General features: G+C 36.9%; 12 protein-coding genes. 6 read left to right on the top strand and 6 right to left on the bottom strand.

Annotated elements, in window-relative coordinates; genetic code table 11:
• Positions 1-49 precede the first annotated feature (49 nt).
• Positions 50-1,204 (top strand): DNA polymerase III subunit, encoded by a 1,155-nt coding sequence (locus HOO91_16265; GenBank protein ID NOU19112.1) that lies wholly within the window; start codon positions 50-52, stop codon positions 1,202-1,204.
• Positions 1,205-1,270: 66 nt separating this feature from the next.
• Here HOO91_16265 and HOO91_16260 read toward each other — a convergent pair whose 3' ends face one another.
• The 4 genes from HOO91_16260 to rimP form a co-directional block, all read right to left on the bottom strand.
• Positions 1,271-1,615, bottom strand: a complete 345-nt coding sequence (locus HOO91_16260) for a hypothetical protein (protein ID NOU19111.1) — start codon at positions 1,613-1,615, stop codon at positions 1,271-1,273.
• Between the two features lie 195 nt (positions 1,616-1,810).
• Positions 1,811-4,894, bottom strand: coding sequence for a translation initiation factor IF-2 (gene infB / locus HOO91_16255; GenBank protein NOU19110.1), 3,084 nt, complete (start codon positions 4,892-4,894; stop codon positions 1,811-1,813).
• 52 nt (positions 4,895-4,946) lie between these two features.
• Positions 4,947-6,185, bottom strand: a complete 1,239-nt coding sequence (gene nusA, locus HOO91_16250; protein NOU19109.1) for a transcription termination/antitermination protein NusA — start codon at positions 6,183-6,185, stop codon at positions 4,947-4,949.
• A gap of 20 nt (positions 6,186-6,205) precedes the next feature.
• On the bottom strand, positions 6,206-6,673 hold the full coding sequence (rimP, locus tag HOO91_16245; GenBank protein NOU19108.1) for a ribosome assembly cofactor RimP: 468 nt from the start codon (positions 6,671-6,673) through the stop codon (positions 6,206-6,208).
• A gap of 351 nt (positions 6,674-7,024) precedes the next feature.
• On the opposite strand from rimP, the gene HOO91_16240 reads away from it, so the two are divergent.
• The 5 genes from HOO91_16240 (at position 7,025) to lpxA (ending at position 13,296) form a co-directional block, all read left to right on the top strand.
• Positions 7,025-8,428, top strand: coding sequence for a hypothetical protein (locus HOO91_16240; protein ID NOU19107.1), 1,404 nt, complete (start codon positions 7,025-7,027; stop codon positions 8,426-8,428).
• Between the two features lie 236 nt (positions 8,429-8,664).
• A complete protein-coding gene (locus tag HOO91_16235; GenBank protein ID NOU19106.1) occupies positions 8,665-9,909 on the top strand; it encodes an HD domain-containing protein in 1,245 nt (414 codons plus the stop codon).
• A 44-nt stretch (positions 9,910-9,953) separates the two neighbouring features.
• Entirely contained in the window at positions 9,954-11,003 is a 1,050-nt protein-coding gene (lpxD, locus tag HOO91_16230) for a UDP-3-O-(3-hydroxymyristoyl)glucosamine N-acyltransferase (GenBank protein ID NOU19105.1), read from the top strand.
• Between the two features lie 92 nt (positions 11,004-11,095).
• On the top strand, positions 11,096-12,496 hold the full coding sequence (locus HOO91_16225; GenBank protein ID NOU19104.1) for a bifunctional UDP-3-O-[3-hydroxymyristoyl] N-acetylglucosamine deacetylase/3-hydroxyacyl-ACP dehydratase: 1,401 nt from the start codon (positions 11,096-11,098) through the stop codon (positions 12,494-12,496).
• A complete protein-coding gene (lpxA, locus tag HOO91_16220; protein NOU19103.1) occupies positions 12,493-13,296 on the top strand; it encodes an acyl-ACP--UDP-N-acetylglucosamine O-acyltransferase in 804 nt (267 codons plus the stop codon). Before HOO91_16225 ends, lpxA begins: the two co-directional genes overlap by 4 nt.
• A 44-nt stretch (positions 13,297-13,340) precedes the next feature.
• Here lpxA and HOO91_16215 read toward each other — a convergent pair whose 3' ends face one another.
• Positions 13,341-14,717 carry a transglycosylase SLT domain-containing protein gene (locus HOO91_16215; GenBank protein ID NOU19102.1) on the bottom strand — a complete coding sequence of 459 codons (1,377 nt, stop codon included), beginning with the start codon at positions 14,715-14,717 and terminating at the stop codon, positions 13,341-13,343.
• Complete coding sequence (gene tatA, locus HOO91_16210) at positions 14,683-14,889, bottom strand: twin-arginine translocase TatA/TatE family subunit (GenBank protein ID NOU19101.1); 207 nt, start codon at positions 14,887-14,889, stop codon at positions 14,683-14,685. Before tatA ends, HOO91_16215 begins: the two co-directional genes overlap by 35 nt.
• Positions 14,890-15,013 lie beyond the last annotated feature (124 nt).

Here is a 15,013-nt window from a genome sequence, read left to right as displayed (position 1 = left end):
TTTTTACTACTTTTGAATGGTTTCGGAATATAATTGATTAGTTAAGATCATGCAGTTTAAAGATATAGTAGGACAGGAGCAGGTTAAGCAGAGGTTAATAAAATCTGTAAATGAGGGGCGGATGCCCCATGCACAACTTTTTACTGGCCCTGAGGGTACGGGGAAACTTGCACTTGCCATAGCATATGCTCAGTACATTAGCTGTCATAAAAAAGGAGATGATGATTCCTGTGGGGTTTGTCCATCGTGTCACAAGTTTATGAAGCTAATTCATCCCGATCTTCATTTTGTTTTCCCTATAATTCTTTCCGATAAAAAACCCGATGGTGATGATGATAAAGGGCCATCAGGCAAGTTAAGTGATGGTTTTCTTATTCAATGGCGCGAAGTATTGCTTTCCAATCCATATATCACTGAGGCTGATTGGTACGAAATGATTGGAGCTGAAAACAAACAAGGTATTATAGGAACTACGGAGAGCTCGGATGTTATCAGGAAACTTAGCTTAAAGAGCTATGAGTCCGACTATAAAACCATGATTATTTGGCTTCCTGAGCGCATGAACCAATCGGCTGCCAATAAGCTGCTTAAACTAATCGAAGAACCGCCTGTTAATACTATTTTCTTATTGATAAGTGAAAACCCAACACAACTTCTTAAAACGATTCTTTCACGTACTCAAATTATAAAAGTTCCACCCATACATCGTGAGAGCATTGCCCTTGCCTTGGTTGATAGATATCAGATTAGCCCTGCCAAGGCAAATGAATTAAGTAGAATTTCGAATGGAAATTTTCATAAAGCTATTAGCCTTATAAATGTGGAAACCGACAATCAATATTTTGCCCTTTTCCGCCAATTAATGAGAACTTGCTATGCTAACGATGTTTTAGGATTACTCGATTGGGTAAATGATATGACTTCTCTTGGTCGTGAGCATCAGAAAGAGATGCTAGCAGAATCGCTAAGATTGCTAAGGGAAAGTTTAATGCTTAATTTAGACCTTGAGGATATATCGTACTTAGCGGGGGAGGAGGTTGATTTCGGTAAGAAATTCTCGCCATTTATTAACAGGACAAATATCTACCAGATTTTTAACGAATTTAATCTAGCAATTGACCATATCTCCCGCAATGGTAATCCGAATATCATTTTTACCGATATGAGTATGAAGTTGATAAAGTTGATAAATAAAAATCCATAATTTCCCTAATCGATTAAATGGAGTGAAAAAACAAAAGCCGGATTTCTCCGGCTTTCTTGATTTTTATTATTCCTTAAATTCTATCACAGTACCGTGAACGATTACAGTTCTTTTTACGTATATAAACATCAGTTTATTATGCTCTTCAAGGGTAACATTAATAATAGCCTTAGAGGTGCCCTCAAGTTTGGCTTTTTCAATCATGTTTTGTTTTGCCTTTGCAACTAATGTTTGTTTAAAACCACCTATAAAAAACCAATAGGTGTCAGTAGCTTCTCCGCTAACATTTTCTACAACCTTAAAATTATTCTTTTGTAGAACAACGTTTGTATTGGCTCCATTAACGCTATATTGATTCATTATTCCTGAATTAATACCACATCCAGATAAAAAAACAACTGCTATTAAAATGGCAGTATAAAGTGCATTTCTTTTACTAAAGATTAACTTTTTCATAATTTTTCAATTTTATTTTAAACATTGGTGAAAATATTGATACAGTCGAACGTTCACAGATACAATTTCTATACCAAAAATACATTTTTAATTCAATTAAAAAAAGCAAAAGCCGAATTTCTCCGGCTTTTTTATATGATTGTTTTGTAATTACAATTTTCTCTTCACCTCTACCTCTTGGAAGCTTTCAATTATATCTCCAACCTTAATATCATTAAAGTTTTTGATGTTCAAGCCGCACTCAAATCCATTAAGTATCTCTTTTGCATCATCCTTGAATCGTTTTAATGATTCAAGATCTCCAGTATATACTACAATACCATCACGGATTAATCGTACTTTATTATTTCTGATGATTTTACCCTCTCTAACAATACATCCTGCGATTGTACCCACTTTGGTAATCTTGAATACCTCAAGCACCTCGGTTGTACCAATGATTTCCTCTTTAAGTTCAGGTGAAAGCATGCCTTCCATAGCATCCTTTATCTCGTTGATAGCAGAGTAGATAATTGAATATAAACGTATATCAATCTCCTCCTTTTCAGCGAGTCTACGTGCACCAATGGATGGGCGAACTTGGAATCCAATTACGATTGCATTTGATGCAGCAGCTAAAAGGATATCCGATTCTGAAATCTGACCAACTGCTTTATGAATAACATTAACCTGAATCATTGGGGTTGAAAGTTTGATAAGTGAATCGGCCAAAGCTTCAATCGATCCATCAACATCACCCTTTACAATGATATTTAATTCTTGGAAATTACCAATCGCAATACGACGCCCAATTTCATCAAGTGTAATATGTTTCTGTGTTCTGAGACCTTGCATACGTTGAAGTTGCTCCCGTTTATTTGCAATCTCTTTTGCTTCTCTGTCAGTCTCCATAACGTTGAAGTAATCACCAGCTTGTGGAGCGCCATTTAAGCCGATAACCTGAACAGGCATTGAAGGACCTGCTTCATTAATCCTATTGCCACGCTCGTTGAACATAGCTTTTACGTGGCCAAAGTTTATCCCAGCAATCATTATATCACCCTGTTTAAGTGTACCAGAATGAACTAGAACAGTTGCAGTATAACCACGACCTTTATCAAGGGTAGATTCAACAACGGTTCCTTGGGCTTTCTTTTGTGGATTAGCCTTAAGATCGAGCATCTCTGCTTCAAGAAGAACTTTATCGAGTAGTTTTTCGATATTCGTTCCTTTCTTAGCTGATATCTCTTGACTTTGATATTTTCCTCCCCAGTCCTCAACAAGGTAATTCATGTTAGCCAATTCTTGTTTAATCTTCTCAGGGTCGGCATTTGGTTTATCAACCTTGTTGATAGCGAATACAATTGGTACACCTGCAGCACTAGCGTGGTTTATAGCCTCAATAGTTTGGGGCATAACTGCGTCATCAGCAGAAACCACAATAATTGCTACGTCGGTAATTTTTGCTCCACGAGCACGCATCGCAGTAAAAGCTTCGTGACCTGGAGTATCTAGGAATGTGATATGTTTACCTTCTTTAACCTCTACATTGTAAGCCCCGATGTGTTGGGTAATACCTCCTGCCTCGCCGGCAATTACATTGGTATGACGAATATAGTCAAGTAGTGAAGTTTTACCGTGGTCAACGTGCCCCATTACAGTAACAATAGGTGAGCGATGAACCAAATCTTCAGGGAGATCTTCGTCCTGCTTAATTGCTTCTTGTAGTTCTACGCTAACAAATTCAACTTTATAGCTGAATTCATCGGCAACTAAAGCCATGGTTTCTGCATCAAGTCTTTGGTTGATTGAAACCATCAGCCCAAGGTTCATACAAACTTCAATTACTTCTTTAGGGGAGACGTTCATCATACTTGCAAGTTCACTTGCAGAAACGAATTCAGTAACTTTAAGCGTATTTTTATCAATCTCCTGTTGATCAAACTCCTGTTGTTGACGTGCACTAACAAGATCACGCTTCTCTCTACGATATTTTGAACCTTTAGTTTTCCCTTTTGAAGTTAACCTTGCAAGGGTTTCCTTAATCTGTTTTTGTACTGCTTCCTCACTAACTTCCTGCTTTACAATCTTCTTCTTCTTTTTAAGGTTCTTTCTTGCTGGTAAATCTGCACGTTTCGTTAATGTTGGAGGAATAGCAGATTTTTGGCCAGGTGTGTGTGGGGTTGGTAAGTTTACCTTCTGATTATCTTTTCTAATTCTCTTACGACGTTTCTTTTTATTCGATTTTTCAACATCATTAGACGATGCAACGGGCTGTTTTTTCTTAATCTCAAAAGCCTCTAGGTTAATTTTTCCAACAACAGTTGGACCTGAAAGTTTTTCAACTTCTCTTCTAAAAAGAACGGCTTCCTGTGGTTCAACCTTAACAATAGACTCTTGCGCTTCAGCAACGGGTGCTTTTATCTCTTCAGCGGGTTTTGGTCTCTCAATTATTTTAACAGGTTTGTGAATTTTATGCACATTTGTTTCCTGTCCTGTTGCTTGCTTCTTCTCTTGTCCATGTTTCTCATGTCCATGCTTTTCCGACCCTTGTTTCTCCTGCCCCTGTTTGTGATATTTCTGTTTTTGATTAGGGTGTTGTTCCTGTTTATTATGGGTAGGTCGAGTCTTTTGATTCAATTGATCCAAATCAACTTTTCCAATAACCTTGGGTTGTTCAACATGAATAGGAGACGTACTAATATGCTCGGGTTTTTTTTCGACTTTTGGATGAACTACTTCCGGTTTTTCATCTTTTTTATCTACAGGTTTTGGAATCTCTTGCTCTTGTTTGGGCTTAACTTCTGGTGCTTTTGGAGTTACAGGCTGCTGTTTCTTTGGTGAAAGAGCATTTAAATCAATTTTGCCTTTAACCTTTAAATCAATCTTAGGTTTTTCAAAACTTATAACCTCTTTCTGCTTGGGAGTGGCTAGAATATTCTTAATGAACTCCTCATCGTCAGTATCTGGAGCGTCAGTATCTTCTTCAACTACTTTTTCAACATCCTCAATAGAAACTGTTTCCTTTTTGTCCCGAAGGCCTTTAAGGCTTACTTTCTGAGACTCCATTTTTAAATTCACCTCAGCACCATACTCTTTAGCAAGCAGATTGTACAACTCTGCATCTACTTTAGAGTTAGGATCGCTCGGAATTTTATGACCTTTTTTATGCAAAAACTCAACAATGGTTGATATTCCCACATTAAACTCCCGTGCAAGTTTACTAAGCCTTAATGATTTTTCGACATTTGTCATACCAGGTAATCCCCGTTATTTAATTAATTGCAAAACTAAGCTTTTGAGCGCACTATTCAAATTCCGATTTTAAGATTCTGATAACCTCTTTTACCGTTTCCTCTTCCAGATCGGTACGTTTTACCAATTCTTTAAATGGAATTTCAAGAACCCTTTTTGCTGTGTCGCAACCTATACCTTTGATTGCATCAATAACCCAACCTTCTATTTCATCTACAAACTCATCGAGATTAACATCCTCTTCATCTTCAGTATCGGCTTCACGATAAACATCAATTTCGTAACCCGAAAGTTGGCTTGCAAGTTTAATGTTAAAGCCTCCCTTTCCGATAGCTAACGAAACTTCGTTCGGTTTTAAATAAACCTCAGCTCGTTTATTCGCTTCATCCAGTTTTATTGAAGAAATTCTAGCAGGACTTAATGCGCGTGTTATGTAAAGTTGGGTATTATTGGTATAGTTGATTACATCAATATTCTCGTTACGTAATTCCCGAACAATCCCGTGAATGCGGCTTCCCTTCATCCCAACGCAGGCACCAACAGGGTCAACCCTTTCATCGTATGATTCAACTGCAACTTTTGCTCTTTCGCCAGGAACACGAACAATTTTTTTAATTGTAATAAGGCCATCGAATATTTCAGGAACTTCAAGTTCAAAAAGCCGCTCAAGGAAAACTGGCGAAGTACGCGAAAGAACAATTAATGGACTGTTGTTACGCATTTCAACACGAATAACAACTGAACGAATAGTATCACCTTTACGGAAGTAGTCAGTCGGAATTTGCTCCACCTTAGGAATAATCAATTCATTTCCCTCATCATCCAGAATCAGAATTTCTTTCTTCCAAACCTGATAAACTTCACCAGTAACAACTTCACCGATTCGATCTTTGTACTTATTATAGATATTATTCTTTTCAAGTTCCAGAATTCTTGAAGTAAGATTTTGCCTTAGGGCAAGAATAGCTCTACGCCCAAAGTCTATAAGTTTAACCTCGTCAGTAACCTCTTCACCAACCTCATATTCTTTGTCAATTTTCTTGGCTGCTTTTAGCCCTATCTGGCGGTTTGTATCTTCAACTAGGCCATCCTCAACCACTTCACGGTTACGCCAAATTTCGAAGTCACCCTTATCAATGTTGATGATAATATCATAGTTATCATCCGAACCGTACATTTTGATAAGCATATTTCTGAAGACATCTTCCAATACGCTCATCATCGTTGGACGATCGATATTTTTCAGCTCCTTAAACTCGGCAAATGTGTCAATCAGATTCAGGTTTTCCATTGTGTTAATATGTTTACAAACTATCTAAATGATACTACAATTTTAGTTGATTTTATGTCTGAATATTTTAAAGGCATAATTTCGGTAATTTGCTGTTTTCTTTTTTTCCCTTCAAGAACAACATTTTTTTCTACTTCAAGATTAATTCCATCATCATTAGCATTAACAAGTTTCCCAGTAAGTTTTTGCCCATTCCTTAAGATAATTGCTACAGAACGACCAATATTCTTAATGTATTGCCTTTGCACTTTTAATGGGAGATCCAATCCAGCAGAGGAAACATCTAGTTCATAATCTTCCTCATCGCGATTTAGGTTTTGCTCAATAAATCGGCTTAATGCCATGCACTGATCAATTGTTACCCCCTTATCCCCATCAATGAACACAGAAATTTTATTCGATGAATTAACGCTTACTTCTACCTGAAATAAATCCTCTTCGTCGATTTTTGGTTTAATTAAGTTTTCTATCTGTTCCTTTGTGATCATGCTTTTAATTGGGGCTTTGTTAATAAAACAGGGGACAATGTCCCCTGCACTACTTGTCGCAAAACCGATGCAAAAATAGGAAAAAAATTTTTCTAAAACAAAATATTAACTTGAAAGTTAGAGGAATACTTTTAAAAACATTAACTTAGCAAGTCATTATTTTACATACATAACTAATTTTATAATTTTACATTGATAGTTTATTGATATTACAAAGTATCTAAAGTTGCAAAAAGCATAGCTATTTACTGCAACATTTGTTCATCGTTTATTGTTATACGCATTGGCTTATTTTCAAATTGATTCGAAAAATTGTTTAATCTATTTTAAATTTTTAGGAAGGAATTGACCATGAAAAAAAAAATATTTATAATGGGATTACTCCTTGTTGCTATGATGCTTCAGCTTCAAGGACAGGTTCCACAAAAATTTTCTTATCAGGCAGTTATCCGCAATGCTGATGGAACAGTAATGGCCTCCCAATCTGTAGATATTAAAATAAGTCTACGGAAAACCTCTTTATCTGGTGATATTGTTTATTCTGAGACTTTTAGTGCAATACCTACCAATGCTCAAGGAGTTATTTCTCTGTCTATAGGAGGGGGAACGGTTCTAAGTGGAGTTTTTGCTACTATTCCTTGGGGTGAGAATATTTTTATTCAGGTTGATGAAAAGAAAACTACAGAATCCACCTATCAAACGATTGGTGCAACACAAATACTATCTGTCCCCTATGCTCTATATGCTGGTAGTGTTAGTCAAGTTGTGAGCCAACCCAATGCAGCTGTTGATGATCCAATCTTTGTTGTAAAAAATAAGGATGGGAAAATAGTATTCGCCGTTTACCAAACGGGGGTTAAAATCTATGTAGAGGATAGTCCCGTTAAGGGAGCAAAGGGCGGATTTGCTGTTGGTGGTTTATCAACCCAAGCAAAGGGAGCGATTGCCCGCGATATACTATTTGTTAACCCCGATTCAACTCGAATAAATTTTAATGAGAATATCGCAAAAGGAGCAAAGGGTGGATTTGCAGTTGGAGGACTCTCCAACCAATCAAAATCTGGAACTAATAGCGATTTCTTTAAAGTTACTAAGGACTCATCATATTTTAGTACTACTGTATTTGCAAGTGCGAATATTACATCTACGGGTAATATTAGTTCTGGAGCAGGTACTGCGTCTACCCCAGTTTTAGATATTGATGGAAACGTTTACCAAACTGTTCAGATTGGCACCCAGGTTTGGATGAAAGAGAACCTCAGAACCACTCATTATTCCTATGGTAAATCTATTTACCCATACGATACGGCTTATAATAATACAACTAATGTTGATACTATTAAGAATTATGGTAGGCTTTACTCATATTTTGCAGTAACGGATACTTCAAATGTGTGCCCTAATGGTTGGCATGTTCCATCGCCTCCTGATTGGGATTCTTTATTAGTTTTTGTTGGTGGACCTTACTGGAAAAGAGATTCAATAATAACTGGCTTAAGGCTAATGGACAAAAATTACTGGAGTGTACCCAACAAAGCTAATAACGCTTCAGGATTTTCGGGTAGAGCCGCTGGTCAAGCAATGCCGAGCACACAGTGGATTTTTAGTGGTTTTGGAACGGAAGCCAATTGGTGGGGAAAATTCGGAACTGTACTAAAACTTGATAGTGGTGGAGGGGTAGTCGTTGGTTCAGGAAATCCTTCAAATGCTTTCTCCGTTAGGTGTGTTAAGGGGAAAGGGATGCCCGCAAAGTGATATAGTTCTATTCAATTAAAGAGAATATTCAGATAAAAACAATTAGAATTTAATCATTTATTGAAGAACCTGTCAAGTTTTAAACTTGACAGGTTCTTTTATCTTTTAAAGATATATTTAGAGCCTTTAATGAGAATCGATTGATTGTTTTGTAGTGGAAAATTTTCTTTATCAGGTAAACAATTATTGAAGGTTTGGTTATCTTGCTACCCGACTCTTTCTCATAAATATTTAGTATGGATGCAACCAATAAAAAGAAGATTGTTAACGATCCTGTTCATGGATTTATTAATATACAACATCCCCTTGTTTTCGATTTGATAGAGCATCCATATTTTCAGCGTCTACGAAACATCAAGCAGTTGGGTTTAACCTATTTGGTATACCCTGGGGCAAATCATAATCGCTTCCAACATGCTTTAGGCTCATTACATTTAATGAGCGAGGCGATTTCGGTACTTCGTTCAAAAGGACATTGTATAAGTGAAGAGGAGTCCGAAGCCGTTTCTATAGCAATTTTACTCCATGATATTGGACATGGCCCCTTTTCCCACTCATTGGAGTACAGCATTGCCAAAGATATTAGTCATGAGACCATTAGTCGTTGTTTTATTCAAGGGCTAAATATAGAAATGAAGGGGAGGCTAAAAATGGCAATTGAGGTTTTCGAAGGAGATTACCCTAAGAAATTCTTACACCAGCTGGTGTCCAGCCAGCTTGACATGGATAGGCTCGATTACCTTAGACGAGATAGTTTTTTTTCGGGGGTTACCGAGGGTACTGTTGGTGTTGAGCGGATTATTAAGATGCTTAATGTGGTGGATGATCAGTTAGTTGTTGAAGCAAAAGGGATTTACTCTGTTGAAAATTTTTTAATTGCTCGAAGGCTTATGTACTGGCAGGTTTATCTTCATAAAACGGTAGTAGTTGCAGAGCAAATTCTTATCAAAATGCTACAAAGAGCGAGGGAGTTGGTAAGACGAGGAGAAGACTTATTTGCAACGCCATCACTTAATTTTTTTTTAAAGAATGATGTTTCCGAGAAGGATTTCTTAGTATCTATCAAAATGGATAATCCTTCTGAAGCCCTTACCCATTTTGCAAACCTTGATGATAGCGATTTGATGATAGCTGCTAAAATGTGGTGTCAACATCAGGATATAGTGCTATCAAAATTGGCAGAGATGATAGTAAACCGAAAGTTGCTTAAAATAGAGTTGAGTAGCAAACCCTTCGAAACGGAAAAATTAAATTCTATTCGTCAGCAAGTTTTGCTCAAATTTCCTTTTTTTGATAAAAACATTGACTATTTTGTGTTTTCTGATTCTGTAAGCAATAATGCTTACAGTTCTCAGGACGATTCCATTAAAATATTATATAATAATGGAGATCTGGTTGATATTGCCATAGCTTCAGACATACTTAACACGAAAGCGTTATCTACTGAAGTGAAAAAATATTTTCTCTGTTACCCGAAATGATTTAGAAATATTTAGTTTTGTGAATAAATTAAAGAATATTTAACATGGAATTTACAGCACAAGCAGTTGCCAAATTTTTAGGAGGAACTATTGAAGGAAACCCTGACGTTATTGTTAATAACGTGGCGAAGATAGAAGAGGGATTTTCTGGTGCTCTTTCGTTTTTGGCCAACCCAAAATATGCACATTATATATATACCACGGACTCTTCAATCGTTCTTGTTAATAACGATTTTGTGGCAGAGTCACCGATTAAAGCAACCTTAATTAGGGTCGCTAATGCATATGAAGCTTTTGCCCAATTGCTTCAACTTTATGCACAATCCAAAAAACAAAAAAACGGAATTGAAACGCCTTCTTTTATTCATAGTTCAGCAAAGGTTGGTGAAAATCTTTATCTTGGAGCTTTTGCTTATATCTCAGAAAATGCGATAATTGGTAATAATGTAAAAATTTATCCAAACGCATACGTTGGTGATAATGTTAAAATAGGTAATGATACCATTATTTACCCCAGCGCTATTATTTACGAGGATTGTATCGTAGGCAGCAATTGTGTTATTCATGCAGGGGCTATTATTGGTGCCGATGGATTTGGATTCGCATCAGGCGAGGATACAAATTACAAGAAAATCCCTCAGATTGGTAATGCTATTCTTGAAGATAACGTTGAGATAGGCGCTAACTCAACCATTGACAGGGCAACTATGGGTTCAACGATCCTTCGAAAAGGCGTTAAACTAGACGATCATGTGCACATTGCACACAATGTTGAAGTAGGAGAAAACACAGTTATGGCAGCTCATGCCGGTGTTGCTGGCTCAACAAAAATTGGAAAAAATTGCATGTTTGGTGGACAGGTGGGAATAGGACCTCATCTTAAAATTGCCGACGGTGTAAAAGCCGGGCCACAAGCGGGAATTCCAAGTGACATTAAGAAGGAGGGTAGTATTGTATTAGGTAGCCCTGCAATTGATATATCTTCTCAAAAAAGATCAATGGCTGTTTATAAAAATCTTCCAGAGTTGCGTAACAGAATGAGCGATCTTGAAAAAATAGTTAAGAATTTAAAAGACAGATTATCAGAACAATAAATCTAATTCACGGTTTATTACCCCTTTCGTTACAATAAATTAATAGTTATTTTTATAAATTGCGAAGTTTTATTTCAGCAATTTATAATTTTATGGCAGATAAGCAAAGAACCATTCATCAACCTATTTCTATTAAAGGAAGGGGATTACATACTGGCGTTGAGGTCGAAGTAATAATTTGTCCAGCAGAAGTTAATACTGGATATAATTTCCAAAGAGTTGATTTAGAAGGCCAACCCAAAGTTGAAGCTCTTGCAGATTATGTTACCGATACCTCCCGAGGGACAACGTTAGTCCAAAAAGGAGTTAAGATAAATACCGTTGAGCATGTTTTGGCCGCATTATCTGGGATGGGTATTGATAATGCACTAATTAAGGTGAATGGCCCTGAAATGCCCATTATGGATGGGAGTTCCAGCGCTTTTGTAAACGAAATTGCAAAGGTGGGAACGGATGAGCAGGGTGCGGAAAGAAATTTCTTTATTATTCGCGAAAAAACGGTTTACCGTGACGAGAAGAATAATATCGAAATAGTTGCCTATCCCGATGATGGTTTTAGCATTGATGTGATGATCGATTATAACTCTAGGGTACTTGGGCATCAATATGCAAAACTAACTCACATCGAAGATTTTGAATCACAAATTTCACCTTGTAGAACATTTGTGTTTTTCCATGAGTTAGAGATTCTCCTTAAAAACAACCTTATTAAAGGAGGAGACCTGCAAAACGCAATTGTTATAATGGAGCGGGAGGTTCCTCAGATAGAGCTTGACCGTATTGCTGATCTTTTCAATAAACCCCATGTACAGGTCAGACCCTCAGGATTTCTAAACCATCTTGATCTTCATTTTACTAATGAACCTGCCCGCCATAAACTTTTGGATATGGTTGGTGACCTGTCCCTTTTAGGCCTAAGAATAAAAGGGAAGATAACCGCACTTAGACCTGGACATCATGCAAACACAGAGTTTGCAAAAATGCTTCGCAAGCAGTATAAAAAGGAGATTCTTAAACCAACACCTCCAATATACGATCCAAACCAACAACCCCTGATGAATATTCTTCAGATACAAAGAATACTTCCACATCGTCCTCCATTCCTGTTGATCGATAAGATTATGAGTATGGATGGTTCATCGGTAGTAGGAATGAAGAATGTTACTATGAATGAGGGTTTTTTTGTAGGCCATTTCCCTAATGAACCCGTTATGCCAGGAGTATTACAGGTTGAGGCAATGGCACAGGTTGGTGGAATTTTGGTTCTTAATTCGGTTCCTGATCCTGAAAACTACTTGACATACTTTCTAAAAATTGATCAAGTACGGTTTAAAAGAAAAGTTGTGCCGGGCGATACCCTTATCTTTAAATGTTTTCTTAACGAACCTATACGTAGAGGTATTGCAAACATGACAGGGCAAGCTTTTGTTGGAGATCAGCTTGTTATGGAAGGAGTTCTTATGGCACAAATCTCAAAAATTAAAGAAGAATGAACCAAAATCTAGCATATATACATCCCAATGCAAAAATAGGTAAAGATGTTACCATTGAACCATTCGCATATATTGCTGAGAATGTTGAAATTGGAGATGGAACTTGGGTTGGTCCTAATGCTACCATTCTTGATGGTGCACGGATTGGTAGGAATTGTCGTATTTTTCCGGGTGCGGTTATCTCTGCAATTCCTCAGGATTTAAAATTTAGAGGTGAGGAGACAACCGCCGAAGTTGGTGATAATGTTACAATGCGTGAATGTGTAACCATTAATCGGGGTACCAAATCACGTGGGAAAACTGTTGTAGGCAATAATTGCTTACTAATGGCTTATGTACATGTTGCCCACGATTGTATATTGGGCAACAATATAATATTGGGAAATGGGACACAACTTGCCGGAGAAGTTGAGATCGACGATTTTGCAATCCTTAGCGGTCAAGTTTTAGTTCATCAATTTGAACGAATTGGTATGCATGTAATGGTTCAGGGAGGCACTAAAGTTAATAAGGATATTCCTCCTTATATAATTGCAGCTAGAGAGCCAATTACTTTTGCAGGACTTAATATTATTGGTTTACGGAGGAGAGGCTTTAATGCTGAAAAAGTTGGTGAAATTCAGGAGTTATATCGTAATCTTTATGGCAAGGGGATGAACGTTACCCAAGCAATTGGCTATATTGAGAACAATATGGTTCAAACATCTGAAAGAGATTTAATTTTAGACTTCATTAAAAAATCAAAAAGGGGAATTGTAAGGGAATTTACAGGCGATCCTTCCGATGGACTTGAAGATTAGTGTCCATTCCAAAATAAATTGAAGCCAACGATATGTTGGCTTTTTTATTGGTTTGTGCTTGTTTTTAGTGAGTCAGTGGAATTCTCCTGCTGTATTCTTTGGTATACTTTTTTATCAACCCAAATATTCAGATACTCTCCTTTGTTTAAATTATCATCGGCATTAGGATTCCAAATTAGAATATCGTCTATTGTACAACCATAGTTAATTGCAATTTTGTGAAGATATTCGCCAGATTTTACCTTATGTTGAACCTTAATTTTTCCATCGGTATTACCAGAATTAGCCAGTATATCATTGTAGGTTGCCGTTTCAACTTTTGAATTGTAAATCGTTTGTTCTTTTTGCAGGAATTGTTCAATTTCGTTTGTAGGTAACCATAATGTGATAGGCTTTCCTACTTCGGGTAAAAAGTCTCTACGGTATACGGGATTCAAAAAACGAATTAGTTCTATAGGAATACCAAGTTCTTTTGATATGGCAGCAAATGTTGCAGGCTTGGATACCATAACGGTATCGGTTTTTGTGTAAGTAATGATTGGCTTAATGATATCAATATGGTGACTACTTGCATTGTTCATTATATATGCAGCTGCAATAAAAGCTGGAACATAGTTTTGAGCTGCCTCTGGAAGATAGTCGTAGATTTTCCAAAAATTAGTTTCTCCCTTTGCTCTACTAATAGCATTCCGAACAGCACCAGGACCTGTATTGTAAGCAGCAAGTGCTAAGTGCCAATTGTTAAAAATTTTATAAAGATATTGGAGGTATTGGCAGGCAGCCTCGGTTGATTTTACAGGATCCATTCTTTCATCAACATAGGAGTTAACTGCGAGGTTGAACATCTTTGCAGAGTTGATTTTAAATTGCCAAAGGCCAGTGGCACCTGCCTTTGATACAGCAAGAGGATTTAAGGCTGACTCAACTACCGCTAAATATTTTAACTCAAGAGGTAGATGATACTTATCGAGCATTTCATCGAAAAGAGGAAAATACAATTCAGCAAGTCCAAGGATTAGCGAAACCTGTTCACGACGTTCAATTGAATAGATATCGATATATCTTCTAACATGGGGGTTATAATCAAAGTCAATTGGTGATAACTTTCCAATAGATGCAATTTTATACTCGTAAACAAGATCTGGGAAAGTAGGGAAATTATCAGATAATTTATTCCTTGGCTTAGATATAGAATCAGGGAAAATGTGAAGGCTTTCTAAACAATCAAAGACTTCAAGTGTATAATCATATTTTATCAGAACAGGGTTAACCTTATTATGTCCATTGGCTAATACGGATATAAATAAAAAGAACACCAAAACGATACATTGTCGGAAAAACAAATTAACCGCCATACTGACTATTGGGGAATAAAGGATTACGATACTACTCTTTTGAGGTATTTGTCTCCTTTTTATCATTATTAGTAGGTTGATCGGCTTCGCGCATCCCCTTTTTGAACTCACTTACACCTTGACCAAGTCCTTTCATTAGTTCAGGTATTTTTCTTCCACCAAATAGCAGAAGGACTATGACAAGTATGACCAACAGTTCTGTCATTCCAATTTGACCAGCAAGAACAAATGCATTCATCGTTTTATGTTTTATGGTACAAACCTAATTCAAATAATAACAATTTAAAAGAAAATTAGGAAAACAGTGTTTAAAGAAATCACTTAGAGCCGTTTTCTTCAGTACTTAAGCGCAAGTAATTTTT

Source organism: Bacteroidales bacterium, assembly GCA_013141385.1.
GTDB lineage: Bacteria > Bacteroidota > Bacteroidia > Bacteroidales > Tenuifilaceae > UBA8529.
This window is presented reverse-complemented; position numbering and strand designations above follow the sequence as displayed.

Coding starts and splice junctions, on each gene's coding strand:
- HOO91_16265 (NOU19112.1), top strand. CDS start 50: ATGCAGTTTAAAGATATAGTAGGACAGGAGCAGGTTAAGCAGAGGTTA.
- infB (NOU19110.1), bottom strand. CDS start 4,894: ATGACAAATGTCGAAAAATCATTAAGGCTTAGTAAACTTGCACGGGAG.
- nusA (NOU19109.1), bottom strand. CDS start 6,185: ATGGAAAACCTGAATCTGATTGACACATTTGCCGAGTTTAAGGAGCTG.
- rimP (NOU19108.1), bottom strand. CDS start 6,673: ATGATCACAAAGGAACAGATAGAAAACTTAATTAAACCAAAAATCGAC.
- HOO91_16240 (NOU19107.1), top strand. CDS start 7,025: ATGAAAAAAAAAATATTTATAATGGGATTACTCCTTGTTGCTATGATG.
- HOO91_16235 (NOU19106.1), top strand. CDS start 8,665: ATGGATGCAACCAATAAAAAGAAGATTGTTAACGATCCTGTTCATGGA.
- lpxD (NOU19105.1), top strand. CDS start 9,954: ATGGAATTTACAGCACAAGCAGTTGCCAAATTTTTAGGAGGAACTATT.
- HOO91_16225 (NOU19104.1), top strand. CDS start 11,096: ATGGCAGATAAGCAAAGAACCATTCATCAACCTATTTCTATTAAAGGA.
- lpxA (NOU19103.1), top strand. CDS start 12,493: ATGAACCAAAATCTAGCATATATACATCCCAATGCAAAAATAGGTAAA.
- HOO91_16215 (NOU19102.1), bottom strand. CDS start 14,717: ATGATAAAAAGGAGACAAATACCTCAAAAGAGTAGTATCGTAATCCTT.
- tatA (NOU19101.1), bottom strand. CDS start 14,889: ATGAATGCATTTGTTCTTGCTGGTCAAATTGGAATGACAGAACTGTTG.